Here is a 21364-nt window from a genome sequence, read left to right on the forward strand (position 1 = left end):
TTTCAATCTCTCACCACCTTTCTGAACATTACAGGAAATATGAACGCGGACAGAATCGTCCAGAGAGCAATCCCCGCAGCCTCTCCGGAGGAAATTATTCCGAGCTCTCTCGCTATCTCGGCTCCAGCCAGAGTGAGACCGAGTTTCGAGCTCTGAATTGTTCCAAATGCTAGCGAAGCCCTGACTCCAATCTCCCTGACGAACACAGCGGAGGGCAGCAGCTTTACAGCGAACCCCGCCAGCAGCAGCACTAACGGCAGGGTCAGGGTTAGCTCAGATATGCTGAAGTACATATCCGCACCGGTCTTGATGAAGAAGAACGGTATGAAAATCCCGTATCCTATGCCCATCAGACTTTCCTCAAGTTTGCCGGCACCCCTGAATGTCAGTGACACCAGAGAGCCTGCGAGAAACGCCCCGAGAATGGCCTCGCTGCCAAGAATAAACGCGAGACCTGAAAAGAGGATCATGATTGCAAAGCTCCCTCTGACGCCGAGCTCCATAGGGTCGTCGAAAAACCTGGCCATGAAATCCGGAAAGTGCCAGATAAGATACCTCCCGAGATGGTACGCAAACACGAACAGAGGTACGAGTGCAGCTGGCAGCAAAAGCTCCAGGTAGCTCCCGGACACCCTGTAACCAATTGCAATCCCGGATAGCAGAGATATGGTTATGAGATCGGTCAGAAAGGTCGCAAAAAGGATTTTCTGGCCAAAATTAGTGGAGACCAGGTTCATTTCTCTCATAACAGGCATAACAATGCCGAGAGACACGTTGGCAAGGAAAACTGCATAAATTGTCGCCATATTGAAGACTTTCACAAAAACGAATGACAGGATTAACGAGAGAAAGACGTAGAGTGGTACCCTCCAGTACTGCCTGATTTTCTTGAAAAGGAGTGAAAAATCTATTTCCAGCCCGGAAAGGAACATCAGAAATATCAGGCCAATTGAAGAAAAGAAGTGAAACCACTCAGATCGAATCAGGTCTGCGAGGAAGTATGCCAGAACGAAGCCTGCCATGATCTCAACGATGACGGCCGGAGCGCCTATCCTTTCAGATATTATTGGTGATGCGAAGGCTATGATTGCCACTGCCGAAATCTGGAAAATGTCGTTCATCTTACCACCAGCACAGAGGATTCAGTGTCGATTATAAATTTCCAGAGGAACTCAGCATCGAGATTGCCCGCAGAGTTCGAGATAGAGAATATGATCAGGTCGTAGCCCTTCCTGACCTCCCTGACCACCTCTATCAGAGGGTTGAATTCTGCTGTCCTGACCTCAACTGTCGGGGATTCTATGGCAGAGGGGACAGACTTCAGCTGTTCCCTGTCGAGGAAAAGCACGACACACTTTCCGAATCTGTTTGCAAAGGATGTCGCGTATGTCAGCACCTCCTCTGGAGTTTCTGTGTTCACCACGGCCAGAATGCTGTCGTATGATTCCTTACCTTTTGCAAGAAGAACCGGAAACTTGCGGAAAACATCCATCCTGATCTCGATTTTCTTTGCGGGAGATTCGGTTACAATGAGATCGACCTTGTCTTCCAGATCGATCAGGAGTTCCATTGCCTCTCCTATGCTCATGTACTCCACCCTGGGGGCTGAAAGAGAGCACATAACCTTTCCATCTTCCTTGTGGAGAATCAGCAAATCTGCCTCGAACCTGTCGGCTATTATTCTCGCCTCCCTCATAACCGCCTCAAACTTCTCCGGATGCCGGATTATTGCGAGTATCTCGTCAAACGGATTCTTTGTCTTCTTTATTTCTCTCCCGCACAGAATCCCGATGAGGTCTCCGGTTTCAAGAACAAGGTCGGGATGGGGCCTCAGGATCTTCCCCTCCCTGAAGACGAGTATGGCCGTGCAGTTGTCACCGGTGTCAATGTCCGCAAGTCTTTTTCCCGCAAAATTATCCTGACTAACCCTGATCTCGAAATACCTCCTTCTTGACTCGGCTATCTCGCTGAGCAGTTCTGATGCGATTGTTTTTCCACAGCTTATTCCCCTCACACCCAGATTGAGGTATTCCTTAGAATACTCTTCGGACTCGATCCGGGCGATGATGTCGCTGGGTTCAAATTCCTTGAGAATTCCTGCAATCCTCAGGTTCACCTCATCATCGTTTGTGGCAAGAATCACGGTCGAGCCTTCCACAGGCAGCTCTTCCCAGAGGTGTCTGTTCGTTGCATCCTCCAGCACAACACTGAACCCGAGATTTTCGAGCTCTTCAGCAGTCCTCCTGTCCTTTTCCACAATAATTACATCTCCAAGCCTCTCGGCAAGCTGTCGTCCCACTCTTCCTCCACCAACAATTATGTGCATCGAAATCACGTTGTGTAGGCAGAATTCAGCTCAACGTAGTCGTGCGTGAGATCACACCCGATTGCAAATCCGTAACCATCCCCTTTATGCAGGTCAAGGATTATCTCGAGTTTTCTGGCCTTCATAACCCTCTCCGCCTGCCCGATGTTTTCCTCGGCAACCCTGCCCCTGTCAACAATCACAGCCTCACCATAACCGCTCCTGAGTTTCAGGGTTATGACATCATCCACCTCAGCCCCTGAATATCCCGCCGCTGCGATTATCCTTCCAAAGTTTGGATCCTCTCCGTAGATGGCGGTTTTGACAAGCAGAGAGTTTGCCACCGCCCTTGCAACCCGGTCTGCATCCTCATCACTTTTTGCACCATAAACATGCACGTAAAAAAGCTTCGTCGCACCTTCGCCGTCCATAACAATCATCTCAGCAAGCTCGAGCATCACATCCCTCATCAAACTTTCGAGCTTTTCCCGGGGAACCTCAATCTCCTCCGTCGTTACGAGAAAAACCGTGTCGTTGGTGGAGGTGTCACCATCAACGGTTATCCTGTTGAACGTCTCGTCCACACATTTTCTGAAAACAGCATCCATTTCCGAGGTTTTTGCGTTTGTGAATATGAAGGCCAGCATTGTCGCCATGTTTGGAGCAATCATGCCTGCCCCCTTGGCAATCCCGAGCACCCTGACTCTGTCCACCTCCCTGAAAGAAATCTTCGGATATCTGTCTGTTGTCATGATTGCCCTGGCAAAAGCTTTTACACCAGCCTCAGAGCTTTCAAGCCTTTTCAGAACCTCCTCTGCCAGCTGCTCGATTTTTTCCATGTCGGGAAGGACGCCTATCACTCCTGTTGAGGCGATCGCAACCTCACTGACATCACAACCGAGCTTTTCTGCGAGAAACGCTGCCATTCTTTCAGCCATTCTCATTCCCTCATCTCCGGTAAATGCATTGGCGTTTCCAGAATTCACTATAATTCCCCTGATCCTCTCACAAAGATTATTCTGATTGAAAATGACCGGGGCTGCTTTAATTCTGTTTTTCGTGTAAACCGCATGGATTTTCCCGTCAATAACAGCCACACCAACTCCGTATTTCCCTTCCTTTATCCCGTAACACTTCAGGGGCTTAAAATCCATAAAAATCCTGTAGGAGTTATAGGATAAAAATTTAGTCCTCAACCTTTTCTCCTTTCACGAGCTTTTCTATAAAGCTGTGGCTCACAATCGCATGCCTTTCCAGGCCAGTGTCCTCGACGTCCATACCCATGGCAATCGCAAGGAGCTGTACGTAGTGAATCACCGGGATACCGTAATCCTCGCCAACAAGCTCACTCAGCTCCTTCTGACCGTTGTCGAACTGATTCATGCACAGAGGGCAGATTACAGCGATTGCATCAACGTCCGCCTCGACAATACCGTCCATCTTTCTCCTGAGAAGGTCATGGGAGACTTCAGTTGCGCCGGCTCTAACGCCCCCACCACCACCGCAGCACATGAACTTGTATCTGTAATCCACGCTCTCAGCGCCAAAAACCTCCACAAGCTCGTCAAGCATTTTCGGCCTCTCAGGAGACGTGAACTTCTTGTGCTTGCTTGGCCTGAAGAAATGGCATCCGTAGTGGATTGCAAGCTTTAAGGGGAGTCTTTTTTCCACATATCTCTTCAGCTCTTCGACCCCAATTTCAGTATAGAAGAACTCAGCCACATGCCTCACGTCTCCGGTTCCAGACTTCTCAGAGACCTCAAGAAGGGTCGTGAAACAGCCGTTGCATGCAGTAATTACTGTCTCCCCGTCCGCGAGCTTCAGATTTCTCTGTGCAAGCTCTTCCCACAGCTCACTGCTAACAGACCTGGTTATGGAGGGAGCCGGACAGCACGAAGACCCTTCGAGCGGGGATATATCAATGCCGAGTTTTTCAAAAACATAATAAAGAGCCTTCTCGATTCCAGGGTACCGGTTGTGAATCATGCAGCCTGGAAAAAACTTCACCTGACAACCCCTCCCAGGTGTTTCCTGACGATTTCAACAACCTCATCTCTTGCCCCGTCCACAAACTGGGAGTGATACAGGGGCAGTCCAAGCTCTTCCCTGAGCTTTGCGTGCTCATCCCTTGCGGGAACGAGGGCAGAGTATTCTGCAAGAAAGCCAAATGCATTTTTAAGCCTTCCGGGAAGACCCTTCTCTTTCACAAGCTCCTTTCTTGCCTCAATGAGAATGTCAGTGAGGGGAATCCCGCGAGGACACCTCTCCTGGCAGGCATAGCAGGTTACACAGAACCAGATGGTATCATCTTCCTTTACAGGTTTTCCCTTAGCAAGATATTCCATCAGAATTTTTCGGGTGTTGAGGGCGGTAACCTTTCCTGAAAAACAGCTTCCAATGCAGGTCCCGCACTGAATGCAGGTATTCAGTTTCCTGAGGTACTCTTCATTCATCGCCTCAATTTCGCCCATTAATTATTAAAAGATGTCGGAGTTTCATCTGGATTTTCAAAAACTGTCGATAAAAATTTTATAACCGGCCTTTGATGTCAGCTTATGAACTTTGAGAAAATAACGCCTCCAGAAAACGGAGAAAAAATAACATACAGTGATGGAAAGCTCACAGTCCCGGATAGCCCGGTAATACCCTATTTTGAGGGAGACGGGATAGGAAAGGACGTTGTTCCCGCTGCAAAAATGGTAATCGATGCGGCTGTTGAAAAAATCGGTAAGGAGATTGTCTGGTTCAAAACCTATGCTGGAGAGGACGCTCACAGAATTTACGGGACGTATCTGCCTGAAGACACACTTAACGCTGTAAGGGAGTACAGGGTGGCTTTCAAGGGCCCGCTGACGACCCCGGTTGGAGGAGGGTTCAGAAGTCTGAACGTAACAATCAGGCAGGTGCTTGACCTCTACGCAAACGTCAGGCCTGTTTACTACCTGAACGGTTTCCCAAGCCCGTTGAAGAATCCCGAAGTGGTTGACCTCGTCATTTTCAGGGAAAACACCGAGGACGTTTACGCCGGCATAGAATGGCCCAGGGGGAGCGAGGAGGCAAACAAGATAATAAAATTCCTGTCTGACGAGCTTGGAGTCAGCATAAGGAACGACTCCGGAATTGGAATAAAACCCATCAGCGAATTCGCCACAAAAAGGCTCGTCAGGCTTGCGATCCAGTACGCAATAGATAACGAGAGAAGAAGCGTAACCCTCGTACACAAGGGGAACATCATGAAGTACACGGAAGGGGCCTTCAGGGACTGGGGGTATGAGGTTGCGAAGGACGAATTCGGAGACAGGGTGATAACGGAAGACGAGCTATGGAACAACTACAACGGAGAGCTTCCCAAGGGGAAGATACTCATCAACGACAGGATTGCAGACAACATGTTCCAGCAGCTCCTCACCCGAACGGCCGAATACGACGTCCTCGCCATGCCCAACCTCAATGGAGATTACATGAGCGATGCCGCAGCCGCATTAGTCGGAGGGCTTGGAGTTGCTCCGGGAAGCAACATAGGGGATGGCATGGGCGTCTTTGAACCTGTTCACGGTTCGGCTCCAAAGTACGCCGGGCAGAACAAGGTAAACCCCACCGCACAGATTCTCACAGGTGTTCTCATGCTTGAATACCTGGGATGGAAGAAGGCAGGAGAGATGATAAAGAAGGCAATTGAGCTCACAATAGCAGATAAGATCGTGACCTACGACCTGCACAGACACATGGGTGGCAACCTGGTCGGAACAAGAGAGTTCGCCCAGGCAGTCGTTGAAAGGCTTGAAAGCGTCTGAACTTCCACAATTTCATTCCATTTTTGCTCAAGCAGAATAGTGGCAAGTTTTAAATTTACCGGAGTGTAAATCTAATATGCTCGACCTGAATTTTTCGCCATTGCCTTCAGCACTCGACGTTTTTAAAGGTCTGTTTCTGAATATTGCTGTAACTGCAATACTGGTGGCTGCAGCTTGGTTCAAAGATGAACTGTTCAGAACCCTGAACATCCTCCACACATACGGCAGATACATCACGGACAGAAAGCCGATGGTTCTCGTCTGGGTTGATGACGGTTTTCTGCTTGCTAAATTATCCTCAAACCTGGAGAGGGAGCTGGGTGACAGGTTCAGGGTCCTCCCCCTGGAATCTCCGGAAGATGTGTTCAGATACCCTCGAAACAGCAGAATAATTCCTGCAGTGCTGTTCACTGTGACGGATGTTACGAAGCTGTCTGAGGACGAAAACAAAAGGGTGAAAATTCAGGAATGGCTGAAGAAATACGTCGAAAACGGTGGGGGATTGATAGGTGGGCATGACATAATATACAGAAGAACCAGAAACGAGATCCTGAAAAAGGTATTTGGTGGGGAGATGACCGAGTTCCACAGGACCGGAGTGGTCAGGTACGTCAAAAACGGAGATATGGGAAGCCACATCATTTTCAGAGACCTCCCGGATGAGTTCGAGCTTGAAGATGGTGAAATTGTCTGGGGCAATTGGGATGAGGACGTTGCAGTCCTGTACAGAACCCCACCACCGGAATCCCTGCCCCTCGTAACATGCAGGGACTACGGAAGGGGGAAGGCGATCTGGATAAACAGCTGCGACAGGCGCGAAGGGTTGAAGAACTCGATATCAAGCAGCAACCCCTACCTGATAAAACTCATACGAAATGCAGTGTTATGGGTCTCGCAGAAATCACAGGCCAGAGGAGATGTGCCGGTAGTGCTTGCCCACAGAGGGTATTCGGCAAAATACCCGGAAAACACGATCATCTCATTTGTGGAGGCAGTATATGCCGAAGCGGATGGGGTTGAGCTGGATGTGTGGCTTTCCCGGGATGGCGTAGCTTTCGTGTTCCACGACAGCACGCTTGAGAAAGTGAACGGAGACTCCAGAAAGGTCAAGGAGCTGACGTTCGACGAACTGAAGAGCGTGAGCCTCGAGATGGGGCAGAGAATCCCGTCCCTTGAGGATGTTCTGAACGCCATTCCCAAATACGTAATCGTTGACATTGAGATAAAGGACAGAGATGCGGTCGAGGAGGTCATGAGAATCATAGACCAGCACGATCATGACAGGGTCCTGATCACATCCTTCGATCCCCAAACCCTCAGAGACTGCAGGAAGATGAACGGTGGAATAAAGCTCGGATTGCTCAGAGACCTTGAAGAGACTGCAAAACTCATCAGGATGGATTATCAACTGTCTGACTTCCTCTCTCTGGCCGATGAACTGGGGCTCTGGTGTATTGCCATACCGGTTGAAAGTGCCGCGGAGGCCGGTGGTGACAGATTCGGAGAATTCCTCGACAGGGTGAAGGCCTCGGGGCTGAAGGTGTTTTTCTGGGCTTACCGGGACGAAACATTTTATCAGGAAGCCCTGCTGGACAGACTGTCAGGCAGATATGACGGCGTGATTACCGACGATCCGAAAAGGATGAGAAAATTCTTAATGGTTAATCGAGATGGAATGCACTGCACACCGTCAGCTCTGAGAGGGTAGCGGAAAACTACAAAGATTTTTTATAAACTCCATCTTTCCTGCATACAATGAAGGTTGCGCTCATTGGTGGAACAGGTAACATAGGTGAGGGTCTCGCTTTCAGGCTAAAGCTGGCAGGGTATGATATTATAATAGGCTCAAGAAGTGAAGAGAAGGCAAGGTCAAAGGCCGAACACTTTAACAGTCTCGTTGAAAGTCTTGGTGGAAAGGGGAACATAGAGGGCAGGCTGAACGATGAAGCCGCAGAACTGGCGGACGTGGCGGTCATAACGATTCCCTGGCAGCATGCCTTTGAGACGGCGGAAAGACTCAAAAGCAAGCTGAAAGGGAAGATAGTAATCTCGCCCATTGTGCCAATGGTCGTGGAAAACGGCATTTTCAAATACGCACCACCAGAGGAGGGCTCTGCAGGACTGAAGCTTCAGAGAATTCTTGCCGAGAGCAGCGTTGTCGTTGCGTTCAACAACATTCCCGCAAAGAGGTTCGCCAATCCTGCAGAGAAATTCGAGTGGGATGTTGCGGTATGTTCAGACGATGATGATGCGAAAAGAGTTGTAATGGAAATCGTCTCGAGCATAAAGGGTCTTAGGGCTTTTGACGCTGGCAGTCTCGACAGTTCACGGGTTATTGAGGCACTGACCCCCATGCTTATAACTCTGGCAAAGAAAAATAAAACAGTGGAACTGGGAGTGAGATTTGTCTGATCAGTGAAGCAGTTTCTCCTCCCATTCTTTCAGGTAAGCAGAGCTTTTAGACACGTCAGCAAACAGCTTTTCTGCCCGATCTACGTCCTGAACTTCAATTTTTCCGGAGTTTCTGACCTTCGCTATTTCGTTTGACGGGGCGAGAAGCTGTATGGCATACCTGAGACTGTACTTCTCACCGATCTCGGTCAGCCTTTCGAGCGCTTCGTCGTCCACAAGCAGACCCATCTCTGCCGCTCTTGTTTCCACAATCAGCCTTATCTCATCCCTGCTGTACGGCTCGGTTGTTATGATCAGGAGCCTGTCAAGCAGGTCGAGAGGAATTCCGTGGGGAGATACCTCATCCGTCCCCCTTATCCTCGCAAAACCTCTGTTGGACGCGAGAATTATTATGGGTGCCATTTCGCTCTCCATTGCCCTGTTCATGAAGGCAAACAGCTCGATATCCATGAGATGTGTCTCATCGATGAAAAGCACACCGGGAATCAGTTCCGCAGTTCCCTGCTCGATCCACTCCTTGACCTGCTGGTCAACAGCCTCCCTGATTTCGTTGTCTATCTCCCTCGATTCTGAGCTGAACAGACTGAATATGCTTCCCCTTCTTGCTCTCGCCTCATCCAGGTCATGGAGAGTTACCACAAACGTGTATTCCTTGTCCTTCTCTATGTACCCATCAGGCCTTTCCACGAAATCGTATTCATCAATGTCGTATTTCTTCGACTCCTTACTTCTCCCAACCCTCGAGATCCTTCCGGTTTCCCTGTCGATTATTATGACATCACCTTCAGAGATTCCGGAGTACATGAACTGCATTGCAAGCCTGCTGCCCACACTGAACGTCTTCTTTTCCTTCTTTGTTGCCAAGGTTATCGTTGCAGACTCCGGAACCTTCTGGGTCGGATTGTAGGGGTTGGGGACCATGTTGTAGTTTATCTCCACAACTTCACCTTCAAGCACTCTCCTCGTCTCCCTGATCCTCACCCCGATTGCCTTACGCATTGTCTGGAGGAGCGCCTCGGTCTTCTTCATTTCACTGCTGTAAAATTCGCTTGCAGAAATCTGGACAAACGGGATATCCTTCCCCAGCTCCTTGCTTATCGCAACAGCTATTGCTGTTTTACCCGTACCCGGCGGACCGGCTATGAGTATTCCCCTGCCAGCCATTTTTCCTTCCCTGATCAGCCTCACGATTATGCCTGCAGCCTCCCTTGCTTTCTTCTGCCCAACAAGTCCACCTCCAATATCCCTTGCCACAAGATTCTCGTCAAGTCCGAGGCCTGTGATATGTGAATGGGCGCTGTATCGCTCAAATTTCTTGGCAATCTCCCTGATCTCCTCCATGAGAATCACCCGGCTTTCAATGGATATGAGTTTCAATATAAATTTTTCTGTACATCCGGTGCGGTGTAGTTTCCTAAAATCATTTCCCACCATCAAACCACCTCCACGAATAACTCAATATTCTCTCAGGAGTCAACTTTCTCAAAAATGCTTTATAGGGAGTCTCCAGTTCATCTAAGTTGAGACTCATGTGGGGTCTTTTGTGATTGTACCACTCCATGAATTCATCTACTGTATCGAAATACTTGATTTTAGCTTCCAGCGTTCCATAGAACCTCTCTATCTTTCCATTCGTTTGTGGGTGATTCACCCTACCCACAATATGCTTAATTTCATTCTCTGCAAGGAATTTCTCAAATTTAGATACTCCTTTAGCCTTCTTCTCCCCTGCAGATGCGTAGAACTGAGTACCTCTATCCGTCAGGATTGATTCCGGCCTGCCATAATCATCCATGGCTTCTTTTAGCACTTTTATGGCATTCTCAGATGTTGCTTTATCAAATACTCCGTAACCAGTAATCAGACGGGAAGCATCGTCCAGATAAGCAATTATCCACTTCCCGTTATAGAAAAACCAGTCTGCATGCCATAATTCCATAGAGTGCTTTCTCTCATACCTTATCCACTTTTTACGCTTTTTCTTGTTCTTCTCCTCCTTAGCATAGCCGTTCATTCTCAACACTTCGTGTATTTTGTTCTTGCTTATTCTGTAACCTCTTTCCTTTAAGATTGTTTGGAGAACTACTGCATTACACCTGTACTCTTCATAGGCTTCTTTTATGGCTTCTATTTCTTCTTCTGATAGTTCTTTTTTAGGTCTACCTGGTTTCTTTGGCTTTGGTATTTCTCCAGTATCTTTGTATTGCTTGTAGATCTGATTTACTCTTCTTGGTGTTATGTTTTCGATCTCTGCTATCTCCTTTGTCGGTGTACCCTTCTCTTTCTCTCTGATAATCCATTTTATCGCTTTCTCGTCAAGTTTCACATGGGGGTTTGTTGAAGTGGGAAATAATTTCGGGAAAAGACAAAATGAGCCGATACAGAAAACTTTATATATTAGATACTCAAAAATACTAACCAGATGTTAGTAAGAAACAGTAACGATAAAGACCTCGGAGCGCTGTTGGAACTGCTGGCGAATGAGGGTAGAAGGAGAATACTCGAACTGCTCACAAAGAAGCCGTGCTACATAAGTGAAATTTCCTACTCCCTCAGAATGGCTCCAAAGGTCGTTCTGGAACATCTCGAAAAGCTCGAAAGAGCCGGGATAGTTCGAAGTTACGAAGACGGCAGGAGGAGGTACTACTACATAGACAGGACGATCAGCATAAGCATAACACTGTCGCCGCACAGGTTCAAAATTGAAAGTGTGGAGCGAAGTGGCGACATGTCTGAGGTGTTCAGGGATCTCAGAGAAATGTTCGAACAATCAATCAACCAGAATAGCCGGGATTTATTCGAAAAACTTTCGAAAATGGAAAAAGCGTTCAGAGACATTCAGAGAGACATATCCGACAGAATAGACGAGCTGATAGACAGAATGATACTCAAAATAGATGAAACCCTGACAGAAGACCTCGAAAAGATTGTCCTGTATGGCCTGATCAAGGGCCTCGATACTCCTGAAAAAATATCCAGAATATTTGGTATTCCACATGAAGAGGTGATTGCAGTCTTGAACAGTCTTGAAAAAAGAGGATTGGTCGCGAGAATGGAAGATGATGGTGTTATCAGGTTCATACCCACATTTGGAGGTGTTGTAAATGAGTGAGGAGGTGTATCTCAGGGTTGCTGAGGCATACCACCGGGATGTTGGCAGAGGGATAGCGAGAATCGATCCCGAAGTGATGTCAGACCTGAAGCTTCAGAGCGGTGACATAATCGAAATTGTTGGAAAAAGCAGGGTTCCAGCAATAGTCTGGCCCGGATACCCTGAAGATAGGGGCAAGAAGATCATAAGAATTGATGGAAACATCAGAAGCAATGCTGGCGTTGGGATAGATGACAAGGTGAAAATAAGAAGGGTGGATGCAAAGCCTGCTGAGAAAATCACACTCGCCCCAACCGAGCCGGTAAGACTGATGGGTGGCGAGGCATATTTAAAAAGGCTGCTGGAAGGGAGACCCGTTATAAAGGGGCAGAGGATAAGAGTAGAAGTCTTCGGACACGTTCTGACCTTCGTGATAACAGTAACGAAACCATCCGGCGTAGTGATAGTTGGCAGAGGAACACAGGTCGAGCTAAGGGAGAAGCCGGCTGAAGAGGAGAAAAGGCAGGTACCCAACATCACCTATGAGGACATTGGTGGCCTGAAGAGGGAGCTGAGACTGGTAAGAGAAATGATCGAACTGCCACTTAAACACCCGGAGCTTTTCCAGAGACTCGGCATAGAGCCGCCAAAAGGAGTCCTGCTCTACGGACCGCCAGGCACAGGAAAAACGCTCATGGCAAAAGCTGTTGCCAATGAGGTTGATGCACACTTCATATCACTCAGCGGACCGGAAATAATGAGCAAGTATTACGGCGAAAGCGAGCAGAGGTTGAGGGAAATATTCGAGGAGGCGAAGGAGAACGCCCCGAGCATAATATTCATCGACGAAATCGACAGCATTGCACCTAAGAGGGAAGAGGTCACGGGTGAGGTAGAGAGAAGAGTGGTTGCCCAGCTCCTTACGCTGATGGACGGGCTCGAGACGAGGGGACAGGTTATTGTCATCGGTGCAACAAACAGGCCGGATGCAGTAGATCCTGCTCTGAGAAGGCCCGGAAGGTTTGACAGGGAAATTGAAATCGGCGTACCGGACAAGGAGGGAAGAAAGGAAATCCTCCAGATACACACGAGAGGCATGCCCATAGAACCCAGATACACAAGGAGGGACGTGATTGGCGCCTTTAACGAACTGAAGACTCTTGGAAGATTCGATTCGGCGAGAATAGACAGCATGATCGAGAGAGTTGAAAAAACTCCTGAGAATGAGGAGGACATACTCAAGGTCCTCAGAGAGGATGAGGAGCTGCTGAACGAGGTGAAGAGCAAACTTACAGACGTGATGTTCGACTATCTCGCAGAGAAGACGAACGGTTTCGTCGGTGCTGACCTTGCGGCACTCGCAAAGGAAGCTGCAATGCACGCCCTGAGAAAGAGGATTGAGACCGGAGAGATTGACGTTGAGGCAGAGGAGATTCCAGCAGAGGTCCTCGAAAGCCTGAGGGTTACACTTGAGGACTTTGAAGAGGCACTCAAGAACATTGAGCCTTCGGCGATGAGAGAGGTTCTGGTGGAGGTTCCGAACATTAAATGGGACGACATTGGTGGGCTTGAGAAGGCAAAGCAGGAGCTTAAAGAGGCTGTCGAATGGCCAATGAAGTATCCGGAGCTGTTCATAACTGCAGGAATCAAACCGCCAAGGGGCATACTGCTTTACGGACCGCCAGGCACAGGAAAAACTCTCCTCGCAAAGGCTGTTGCAAACGAGAGCAACGCCAACTTCATAAGCGTGAAGGGTCCAGAGCTGCTCAGCAAGTGGGTGGGAGAGAGCGAGAAACACGTCAGGGAGATGTTCAGAAAGGCAAGACAGGTCGCCCCGTGTGTTATATTCTTCGATGAAATTGACAGCCTTGCACCGAGACGTGGAGGCACAGGGGATTCACATGTGACAGAGAGAGTTGTCAGCCAGCTTTTAACCGAGCTGGACGGTCTCGAGGAGCTGAAAGATGTTGTCGTAATAGCCGCAACAAACAGACCGGACATGATAGACCCGGCACTGCTGAGACCCGGAAGAATAGAGAGACACATATACATACCACCGCCGGACATAGAGGCGAGGAAAGAGATTTTCAGGGTTCACACAAGAGACATGCCTCTCTCAGACGATGTTTCGTTTGACAGACTTGCAGAGATGACCGATGGCTACAGCGGTGCTGACATAGAGGCTGTGTGCAGAGAGGCAGGCCTTACGGCGATAAGAGAGGTTGTGCAGAAGTACAGCGAGGAAGAAATCAAAGAAGCGGTCAAACAGCTTAAGGTTACGATGGATCACTTCAGGAAGGCCATAGAAAAGGTCAGGCCAAGCCTGACGGAAGATGACCTCGAAAGGTATGAAAAAATAGTTAAGGATTTCCACAAAATGTATTCCTAAATTTTTTGTTTGAAAGGAGGTGAGTGACATGCCCTGGAGAAGGAGGAAAAAGGACTGGGATGAGGATGACTGGTTCAATGACTTTTTCAGATTCCCGTTTGAAGAATTTGACGAGATATTCAGGAAAATGATGAAGGAGTTCGACGAGATATTCAGAGCGGCTGAGCTTTCAGAAGGAAAGCCAATAGTGAGGGGTTTCAGCATCAGAATAGGACCGGATGGCAAACCGGAAATCAGGGAATTTGGAACAAAGCCGACGATCAAGGAGGAAGACCTGGATCAGAGGAAACCACTCGTGGATGTTATTGAGACCGACGAGGAAATACAGGTTATCGCAGAGATGCCAGGAGTCAGCAAGGAAGACATCGAGCTGAACGCAAGCGAGTCTAAGCTCGAGATCAAGGCAGAGGGAGAAAACAGGAAATACTACGAGATCGTTGACCTGCCAGACGAGGTTGATCCGGACTCTTCAAGGGCAAGATACAACAACGGAGTCCTTGAGGTCATACTGAAGAAGAAACATCCAAAAAGAGAGAACAAGCGAAAGATTGACATCGAATAGTCTGCCTGCAATTTTTTAAAGCTTCTCTCTATTTTTTATGCTCCCTACAGCCCGCCAACTACAGGCGTGATGTATGTCTCGATCAGAGCTGCAATGAGCAGCATTGGAAGAGGTATTTTAATGAACTTTTTCAGATGGTCCAGAACCACGGTATCAAGTCTGACCTGCTCTCCTTTAAGCAGCCTGTAAAACGCAATTCCCATTTCGAAGCCGTATGTGCAGCTGACCAAGATTGCGGGAATCTCAAGTATGCCGTGAGGTATCAGCAGCAGCAGGGTTCTGAGAAGACCTATCTCCATACCCACATATCCGACCACAACTCCAATCACGATTCCATTGAATATGACAAACAGCAGGGGAACAATGCCCAAAAACACTCCCAGCATCATTGCCGAAAAGGCCTTCAGAGTGTTGTTGAGGAATATGAATGCGAATACCTCATAATGCTTCAGGCTTCCCACAAAACCAAACTCCGAAAACAGATTTTCCACCATGTTCTTCGTGAGCGGTTCATATTTCAGAGCAAAGAGATACCCAATTGCAATGGATATTAAAAAAACAAATGTCAGCGAAATCAGAATTGTTCTGCCTGTCTTCATGGCTCTACACCCCGAACATCATCCTCAGTCCATTTCTGATGCCTGGAGCAAAGCCGAGGGTAAAAACCACGAACTTTATGAATCCCAGAAGGTTTTCGTCCTCCTTTGTTCTCTCAGAGTCGATGAGGTACAGCAGTGGAACGATTACCGCGAGCTTGAGAGGTATCATAACCCAGGGTCCGGCCAGATCGATGAAGAACCTGGGAAGGACATGAAGCTCCCAGTATCCAAGGTACTGAATTCCGAGAAAGCTTGATGCTCCATCGAGAAGCTGCCCGAAAAGCACAAACTTGCTGAACGTATCTGCATGCAGCCTGTCAGAGAACATGTGGTAAATCAGAACAGCCGTTCCTGCTATGGTGATTGCTGCAGGGAATATCCACCAGTTTTCAACCCTCAAATTGAGAAGAAGAAACGCCAGAACCGACAGCGAGAGAACCGCTCCGGGAAGAGGGTAGTACCTGTATTTCGTCCTCAGCGCAATCATCAGCGACGAAAACGTGATCAAGAAAATCAAAATGTAGATGAATGGAGTCATGAGAATATATGAAAACGGTGGTTTGACGAAGCCCGCATCCTCAACAACCCGTGTGGAGGAACCGAGGAGAATATAGGGGAATGTGTAAAGAGCAAACCTGACGTCAAACCTCACTCTCGGGCTGAGATATCGGTAGATGAGATAAACGGAGACTATCAGCAGTATGGCGAATGTCAGGGTGTTCACGGGATTGTACCCCTGCTTGTACACTATCGAGTCGATATAGTATTTTTTTATAAACTCGTAAAGTCCCATTGTTCTGCTCCATATCTGAAAATGTATTTAAAGCTACTGCATCGGCCACCGAAAAGTTAAAATTAGGTAGATATCAAAAATCCAAAAACAAAAAGGAGGTTAGATAAAAAGATGGGCTTGGACATATGTAATGTTTGCGGTCTCCCTAAGGATCTCTGCGTTTGCGAAGAGGTCGCAAAAGAGCAGCAGCAGATAACAATAAAGGTTGCAAAGAGGAGGTACGGGAAAGAGGTTACCGTGATAGAGGGCATTGACAAATCAGAGATAAACCTTGACGAGCTTGCGAAGTACCTCAAATCCAAGCTGGCCTGTGGCGGGACGGTAAAAAATGGGGCGATAGAACTTCAGGGGAACCATGTGAGTCGTGTTAAGGAGCTTCTCATAAAGAAAGGATTCAACCCGGACAGGATTAAAACCTGATCAGGCTGAATATTACCTCTTTTATGTCCACCCCGTAGTGGGTGGACAAATACCATATTCCATAAAACGTTCCTATTGTGCTTCCTATGTTCGTCATGGCAGCGACGAATAGAACCCTGAACGCTCTGTTTCTGTAAAGCGCTCTCAGAGAATCCACGCTCAGCATTTCCTCGAGATCATGCTGTGTGGGCTTCCTAACAATGAACTCCGTCAGACCCGAAAACCAGCCTGCTGCCAGGAATGGAGACAGGGAGGTGAGCCATGCCATGAGAAAAGCCACAAGAATTGAAAGAGGGTGGGCACCGGCAATCCCGGCAAAAATCGCAGAGAGGATTCCATTGGCGAGGAACCAGACTGCGAAAGCTGAAAGAAATTCCGAGGTGCCGAGCTTCACAAAGATTGTGAACATTATGCCCAACACGAGAAGGGTTATGCCAAAGCCCAGGAGTTTAAGCGAGCTGAACCTTTTCCTCCTGACCTCGACGAGAGATGCCATATCCGGCAATTCCTGAGGGTTCGAAAGAAGTTTTTCGATACCCTTTTTATGGCCAGCCCCCACCACAGCCACGATCTTGCTGTACCTCTGCATCGCTCTCAGAAGATTGTGGGTCATGTACGCGTCCCTCTCATCTATGAGAACCTCTGCTGTTTTGGGTGAAATTTTTCTGAACTCTTCTGTCAGCATGTCGAGGATATCCTTCTCGAGCAGGTCGTCCACCTCAATGTCGTCGGATTCAAAAAGTCCCCTAACTATGTGAAAAAAGAGCTTTAGCTTTTCAAAAAAACCCAGGGAGCTCCAGAGTCTGTTAAATGTCACGGCAAGGTCCCTGTCTATCAGAAGAACGTCGGCACCGATTTCTTTAGCCTTCTCTATTGCAGAGAGCATCTCCTCCCCGGGCATTACGCCCGTCTCCCTTCCAATCCTCCTCTGGAAATTTGATAAAACGAGCTGAAAAAGCAGGAGAAATACGTTCCCCCTTTTTATCACATCGAGAAGATTTATCTCCTCTCTTTCACCCTCAAGAGCCTTATACCTTCTCAGATCAAGTTCCACGGCAACAGCATCGGGCTTTTCTTCCTCAATCGTTCTCACGACCTCCTCAACGCTTTTCCTTGAAACGTGTGCCGTGCCAACGATGACAAGCTTTTTTTCTTCACTCAAGCCTCAGCACCTCCTGTATCTGCATCAACCTTATCAGGTCTGTTTTTGTAATTATGCCCACAAGCTCACCATGCTCAACAATGGGTATTCTGCCAACACCCGTTGAATTCATGACCTCGAAAGCTTTCATTGCAGGTTCATCAGGTAAAAGGGTTATGAGCTTCCTGTTCATATACTGCGAAATCCTGTCCTCAGGATTTCTTCCGGTTACATCGTGGAGAGTTACAATCCCCACAAGCCTTCCGGACTCCATAACAGGGTAACCCAGGTGCTTGTTTCTGAAGGCAAATTCTATGAACTCCCTCACGGTCATATCCGGAGAAACTGTCTTCAGCTCGGTTGTCATTATGTCTCTCACCCTGAATCTGCTCAGCAGGGCCTCCATTCGGGAATACTTTAGTTCCTCTGCCGCACCGAGATAGATGAATATCGCAATGAAGGTGAGCCACAGATTGTAAACGAGTCCCGCAATTCCCATGAAGATTGCTATTGCCTTTCCGGCCTCGGCCGAAAAGTAGGTTGCCTTCCGATAGCCGATTTTTTCAGACAGCAATCCCCTCAGGACCCTGCCACCATCAAGAGGAAATGCAGGAATCAGGTTGAAGATTGCAATAATCAGGTTGATCCTGTAAAAAACAGCCGAAAACTCAGAAAGAGGTTCCAGAGAACTTCCGGACAGAAAGTAAAATACCACGGCTATGAATACACTGACTGCTGGCCCTGAAAGGGAGATCATCGCCTCCCTCATACCTCTCGGTGGTTTTTCTATGAGTGCCAGTCCACCGAATATGAAAAGTATGATCTCCCGAACATTATGGCCAAATCTTTTGCTGACGACGGCATGACCCAGCTCATGTAAAAATACGGCCAGAAACAGCGATACCGCTGCCACAATGGCAAGCATTACCGAGTATTCGCTCCCCCTGAAGCCGTAAGGATACTCCTGTATGTAGAAAATATACGCCAGAAAGGCTATGACTATGAAAAGAGAGTAGTGGACCTTGACGTCAATCCCCCATATCCTGAACAGTCTTATCGATGCCATAAAAAAAGTGGTTCAGGAGGATAATTAATTTTTCATTCTCAGGGAAATATTCCCCTGATCTTTATCGCATCTACAACCCTTTTCAGAGCTGCGATCATCGCAGCGTCTCTCCAGAGTATGCTGTCATATTCCCTCTTGATTGAAAGCAGTTCGTTGAAGGCCTTTACCAGAATCTTTTCAAGCTCATGATTGACCTTCTCTATGTCCCAGAAGTATCTCTCGAGGTCCTGCACCCATTCGAAGTAGCTGACCACAACACCGCCCGCATTCGCAAGAATGTCCGGAACAATAAGCTCACACCTGTTGTCAAGATGTTCCTCCGCTTTTGGTGAGACGGGTCCGTTTGCACCCTCGACAATCATTCTGGCCCTGACGTTCTTTACATTATCCTCATTTATGACGTTCTCCACCGCGGCAGGAATTAAAATGTCCACCTCCAGTTCGAGAAGCTCCTCATTTGTGAGGAACGTGTCTGTACAGCCCACAACACTGCCGGTTTTCTTCTTGTGTTCAAGCACCCTGTCCGGATCAAAGCCTTTTTCGTCAAAAATCCCCCCTCTGCTGTCAGATACCGCAACGATTTTCGCACCCATCTCATGCAGGGTTTTTGCTGCCCAGTAACCCACATTTCCGAACCCCTGAATGGCAACACTCGCTCCTTCAAGCTCAAGCCCGATAGCTTTGGCGGATTCCCTTGTGATTATTGCAACACCCCTTCCCGTTGCAGAGTTTCTCCCAAACGACCCTCCGAGGTCAACCGGTTTTCCGGTTACGATACCGGGGACAGCATACCCCTTGAAGTTGCTGTAGGTGTCCATTATCCAGGCCATGACCTGCTCGTTCGTGTAAACGTCCGGAGCAGGAATGTCCCTTTTAGGACCCACAAATGGAATCAGAGCGGTTGTGTACCTCCTCGTCAGTCTCTCAAGCTCCCGGATGCTCAGTTTTTTCGGATCCACTCTGACTCCGCCCTTTCCACCACCGAACGGTATGTTGACGAGGGCGCATTTCCATGTCATCCACATTGCCAGAGCCTTTACCTCGTCCAGATTAACCGAAGGGTGGTATCTTATCCCACCCTTGTACGGTCCCCTGACGCCACAGTGCTGCACTCTGTATCCCGTAAACACCCTGAGCGAACCATCGTCCATTTTCACCGGAATTTTTACCTCCACAGCCCTGTCCGGATATTTCAGATACTCCACTATATCCTCTTCAATTCCAGCAATTTCCCCGGCCCTTTCCAGCTGATAACAGGCCATTTCATACGGATTCATCCAACCACCTCACAAACCCGTATTCCTTTCCAATTTCAAGCCATGCCCATGCCCAAACAACACATTCAAAAGCCCTTATAAGGTCGTTTATCTCCAGAAAGTACTTTGAGTCGGAAATATACGCTTTGATGTTCTCCACAAAGTGATTATCACCTTCAAAATCAATGTTTTCGATTTTCTCCAGCCATTTGAGCGTTTCCTTTTTCAAATCTTCCTCCAGACTCATGCCTTTTTCACCCTCAGTTTCAGACCCTCTCTTTCAATTACCTCAACTGCATCCCCTCTCTCAAGCACATCATCGCTCTCTATGTTCCACAGCTCGCCATGAATTCTCGCCACACCTTTTCCATTCGAGAAACTGAGAACCTCTCCCCTCTCGCCAATCAGAGCCTCGGCACCCACCTTCTTTCTCTCATTTTTCAGCTGGACTATCTTTATCATCGCATAGGTGACCACACCACCGAGACCGAGGGCTATTCCGCCCGCAAGCATGTAAAAGCCCCTGTAAAAGTCTTTGGGCATCAGTGGCTCCTCATATAGAGTCAGAATCCCGAGAACAATGCAGATTACCGATGCAGCTCCAAGAACGCCGTATGTGGGTGTAACCATTTCAGCAACGAAAAGCACAATTCCCAGCAGAATGAGAAGTGCTCCGAGGTAATTTATGTTTATGACTCCAAGTCCAAAAAGAGCAAGTATGAGGGACACAACTCCCACAATCTCTGCCCCCATTCCAGGGGATGTGAGTCCGAAGACAAGAGCGTAGATGCCTATGATCAGCAGGATCGATGCAAGCTCTGGAGACGACAGCACCTCATAAATTCTCGCATTTGCAGGTTTTTCAAACACAACAATCTCCTCACCCGAAAGCTTCAGCACCCTTTCACCACTGGCAGTCACAACCACCATGCCATCCGCATTCTCAAGGAACTCGTCCCTGCTGTCGGCGAGAATATCAATTATGCCGTAATCGTAAGCCTCTTTTGCTGATGCGGTATAAGCTTCTGTGACGAACTTTTCAATTGCAGTCTCGTTTCTGTCCCTTTTCTCTGCTATGGACTTCGCATATTTGGCCAGGTAATTGACAGTTTTCTGCTCAACCTTCTGGTCTGTAACTCCGATAGATATCGGCGTTGCCGCACCAATGGAAGTCCCGTTGGACATTCCGAGAACGTTTGCCGAAACCGCGATGAGTGAGCCAGCAGATGCACAGAAAGCTCCCGGAGGGACATAGGCAAGAACAGGAATCTCAGAGTTCAGGATCAGGGATACTATCTTCTCGGTTGAGGAAACCAGACCTCCCGGAGTGTTGATCAAAACAAGTATGGCGTCGAAATTTTCCTCCTCGGCCTTGGTGAAGGCAGACTGAAGGGTGAGATAGGTGCCTTCATTAATGGTACCATCAATTCTGACCTCGAGAATTTGAGCGCCTGAGACCTGAGTGAGGAGAGTCAAAGCCAAAAGAAAGTAAAGGCACTTCTTCATGGAATGGATAACGAAATAAAAGTTAAAAAA

Annotated in this window: 21 protein-coding genes; 7 read left to right on the forward strand and 14 right to left on the reverse strand. The window is 48.1% G+C overall.

Annotation, left to right across the window (positions count from 1 at the left end; genetic code table 11):
* Window positions 1-2: 2 nt before the first annotated feature.
* From GACE_RS04555 to GACE_RS04575, 5 genes are read right to left on the reverse strand one after another with little or no spacing between them, the layout of a single operon-like run.
* Window positions 3-1121, reverse strand: coding sequence for a cation:proton antiporter (locus tag GACE_RS04555; RefSeq protein ID WP_048091556.1), 1119 nt, complete (start codon window positions 1119-1121; stop codon window positions 3-5).
* Window positions 1118-2326 carry a potassium channel family protein gene (locus GACE_RS04560; RefSeq protein ID WP_048091558.1) on the reverse strand — a complete coding sequence of 403 codons (1209 nt, stop codon included), beginning with the start codon at window positions 2324-2326 and terminating at the stop codon, window positions 1118-1120. The genes GACE_RS04555 and GACE_RS04560 overlap by 4 nt, the downstream gene beginning before the upstream one ends.
* Before the next feature lie 5 nt (window positions 2327-2331).
* On the reverse strand, window positions 2332-3459 hold the full coding sequence (argJ, locus tag GACE_RS04565) for a bifunctional ornithine acetyltransferase/N-acetylglutamate synthase (protein ID WP_048091560.1): 1128 nt from the start codon (window positions 3457-3459) through the stop codon (window positions 2332-2334).
* Between the two features lie 31 nt (window positions 3460-3490).
* On the reverse strand, window positions 3491-4312 hold the full coding sequence (locus GACE_RS04570; RefSeq protein ID WP_148305926.1) for a heterodisulfide reductase-related iron-sulfur binding cluster: 822 nt from the start codon (window positions 4310-4312) through the stop codon (window positions 3491-3493).
* A complete protein-coding gene (locus GACE_RS04575) occupies window positions 4309-4758 on the reverse strand; it encodes a 4Fe-4S dicluster domain-containing protein (RefSeq protein ID WP_048093659.1) in 450 nt (149 codons plus the stop codon). The genes GACE_RS04570 and GACE_RS04575 overlap by 4 nt, the downstream gene beginning before the upstream one ends.
* Before the next feature lie 102 nt (window positions 4759-4860).
* Between GACE_RS04575 and icd the strand changes: the two genes are divergently transcribed.
* From icd to npdG, 3 genes are all read left to right on the forward strand, one after another.
* Window positions 4861-6099 carry an isocitrate dehydrogenase (NADP(+)) gene (gene icd, locus GACE_RS04580; protein ID WP_048091563.1) on the forward strand — a complete coding sequence of 413 codons (1239 nt, stop codon included), beginning with the start codon at window positions 4861-4863 and terminating at the stop codon, window positions 6097-6099.
* Between the two features lie 76 nt (window positions 6100-6175).
* Window positions 6176-7807 (forward strand): glycerophosphodiester phosphodiesterase family protein, encoded by a 1632-nt coding sequence (locus tag GACE_RS11205; RefSeq protein WP_052400222.1) that lies wholly within the window; start codon window positions 6176-6178, stop codon window positions 7805-7807.
* A gap of 47 nt (window positions 7808-7854) precedes the next feature.
* A complete protein-coding gene (gene npdG / locus GACE_RS04590; protein WP_048091565.1) occupies window positions 7855-8511 on the forward strand; it encodes an NADPH-dependent F420 reductase in 657 nt (218 codons plus the stop codon).
* On the opposite strand, the gene GACE_RS04595 is transcribed toward npdG, so the two are convergent.
* Together GACE_RS04595 and GACE_RS04600 are read right to left on the reverse strand one after the other, a co-directional pair.
* The gene (locus GACE_RS04595; protein ID WP_048093663.1) at window positions 8512-9852 is read right to left on the reverse strand and encodes a RuvB-like helicase; all 1341 of its coding nucleotides are present in this window, start codon (window positions 9850-9852) and stop codon (window positions 8512-8514) included.
* Between the two features lie 79 nt (window positions 9853-9931).
* Window positions 9932-10837 carry an IS481 family transposase gene (locus GACE_RS04600; protein ID WP_048090395.1) on the reverse strand — a complete coding sequence of 302 codons (906 nt, stop codon included), beginning with the start codon at window positions 10835-10837 and terminating at the stop codon, window positions 9932-9934.
* A 96-nt stretch (window positions 10838-10933) separates the two neighbouring features.
* On the opposite strand from GACE_RS04600, the gene GACE_RS04605 reads away from it, so the two are divergent.
* Genes GACE_RS04605 through hsp20 form a run of 3 tightly spaced genes read left to right on the forward strand, consistent with a single transcriptional unit; the run spans window position 10934 to window position 14553 of the window.
* Window positions 10934-11623: an ArsR family transcriptional regulator gene (locus GACE_RS04605; RefSeq protein ID WP_048091567.1), complete on the forward strand. Its 690-nt coding sequence runs from the start codon at window positions 10934-10936 to the stop codon at window positions 11621-11623.
* Window positions 11616-13991 (forward strand): CDC48 family AAA ATPase, encoded by a 2376-nt coding sequence (locus GACE_RS04610; RefSeq protein WP_048091569.1) that lies wholly within the window; start codon window positions 11616-11618, stop codon window positions 13989-13991. The genes GACE_RS04605 and GACE_RS04610 overlap by 8 nt, the downstream gene beginning before the upstream one ends.
* 28 nt (window positions 13992-14019) lie before the next feature.
* The gene (gene hsp20 / locus GACE_RS04615) at window positions 14020-14553 is read left to right on the forward strand and encodes an archaeal heat shock protein Hsp20 (protein ID WP_048091571.1); all 534 of its coding nucleotides are present in this window, start codon (window positions 14020-14022) and stop codon (window positions 14551-14553) included.
* 44 nt (window positions 14554-14597) lie between these two features.
* Here the strand turns inward: hsp20 and GACE_RS04620 are convergent, their stop codons facing one another.
* Both GACE_RS04620 and GACE_RS04625 read right to left on the reverse strand, forming a co-directional pair.
* On the reverse strand, window positions 14598-15152 hold the full coding sequence (locus tag GACE_RS04620) for a stage II sporulation protein M (RefSeq protein WP_052400223.1): 555 nt from the start codon (window positions 15150-15152) through the stop codon (window positions 14598-14600).
* A gap of 4 nt (window positions 15153-15156) precedes the next feature.
* The gene (locus GACE_RS04625; RefSeq protein ID WP_048091573.1) at window positions 15157-15945 is read right to left on the reverse strand and encodes a DUF63 family protein; all 789 of its coding nucleotides are present in this window, start codon (window positions 15943-15945) and stop codon (window positions 15157-15159) included.
* A gap of 111 nt (window positions 15946-16056) precedes the next feature.
* Between GACE_RS04625 and yciH the strand changes: the two genes are divergently transcribed.
* Window positions 16057-16365, forward strand: a complete 309-nt coding sequence (yciH, locus tag GACE_RS04630; RefSeq protein ID WP_048091575.1) for a stress response translation initiation inhibitor YciH — start codon at window positions 16057-16059, stop codon at window positions 16363-16365.
* Here the strand turns inward: yciH and GACE_RS04635 are convergent.
* Genes GACE_RS04635 through GACE_RS04655 form a run of 5 tightly spaced genes read right to left on the reverse strand, consistent with a single transcriptional unit; the run spans window position 16355 to window position 21334 of the window.
* Complete coding sequence (locus GACE_RS04635; protein ID WP_048091577.1) at window positions 16355-17527, reverse strand: TraB/GumN family protein; 1173 nt, start codon at window positions 17525-17527, stop codon at window positions 16355-16357. The two genes, yciH and GACE_RS04635, sit on opposite strands and share 11 nt — an antisense overlap.
* Window positions 17520-18572, reverse strand: coding sequence for a M50 family metallopeptidase (locus tag GACE_RS04640; protein ID WP_048091579.1), 1053 nt, complete (start codon window positions 18570-18572; stop codon window positions 17520-17522). The genes GACE_RS04635 and GACE_RS04640 overlap by 8 nt, the downstream gene beginning before the upstream one ends.
* 38 nt (window positions 18573-18610) lie before the next feature.
* On the reverse strand, window positions 18611-19849 hold the full coding sequence (locus tag GACE_RS04645; RefSeq protein WP_048091581.1) for a Glu/Leu/Phe/Val family dehydrogenase: 1239 nt from the start codon (window positions 19847-19849) through the stop codon (window positions 18611-18613).
* The gene (locus GACE_RS04650) at window positions 19836-20075 is read right to left on the reverse strand and encodes a DUF357 domain-containing protein (RefSeq protein ID WP_048091583.1); all 240 of its coding nucleotides are present in this window, start codon (window positions 20073-20075) and stop codon (window positions 19836-19838) included. Before GACE_RS04650 ends, GACE_RS04645 begins: the two co-directional genes overlap by 14 nt.
* Window positions 20072-21334, reverse strand: coding sequence for an NfeD family protein (locus GACE_RS04655; protein WP_048091585.1), 1263 nt, complete (start codon window positions 21332-21334; stop codon window positions 20072-20074). Before GACE_RS04655 ends, GACE_RS04650 begins: the two co-directional genes overlap by 4 nt.
* Window positions 21335-21364: the final 30 nt, after the last annotated feature.

This window comes from Geoglobus acetivorans (assembly GCF_000789255.1).
Taxonomy (GTDB): domain Archaea; phylum Halobacteriota; class Archaeoglobi; order Archaeoglobales; family Archaeoglobaceae; genus Geoglobus; species Geoglobus acetivorans_B.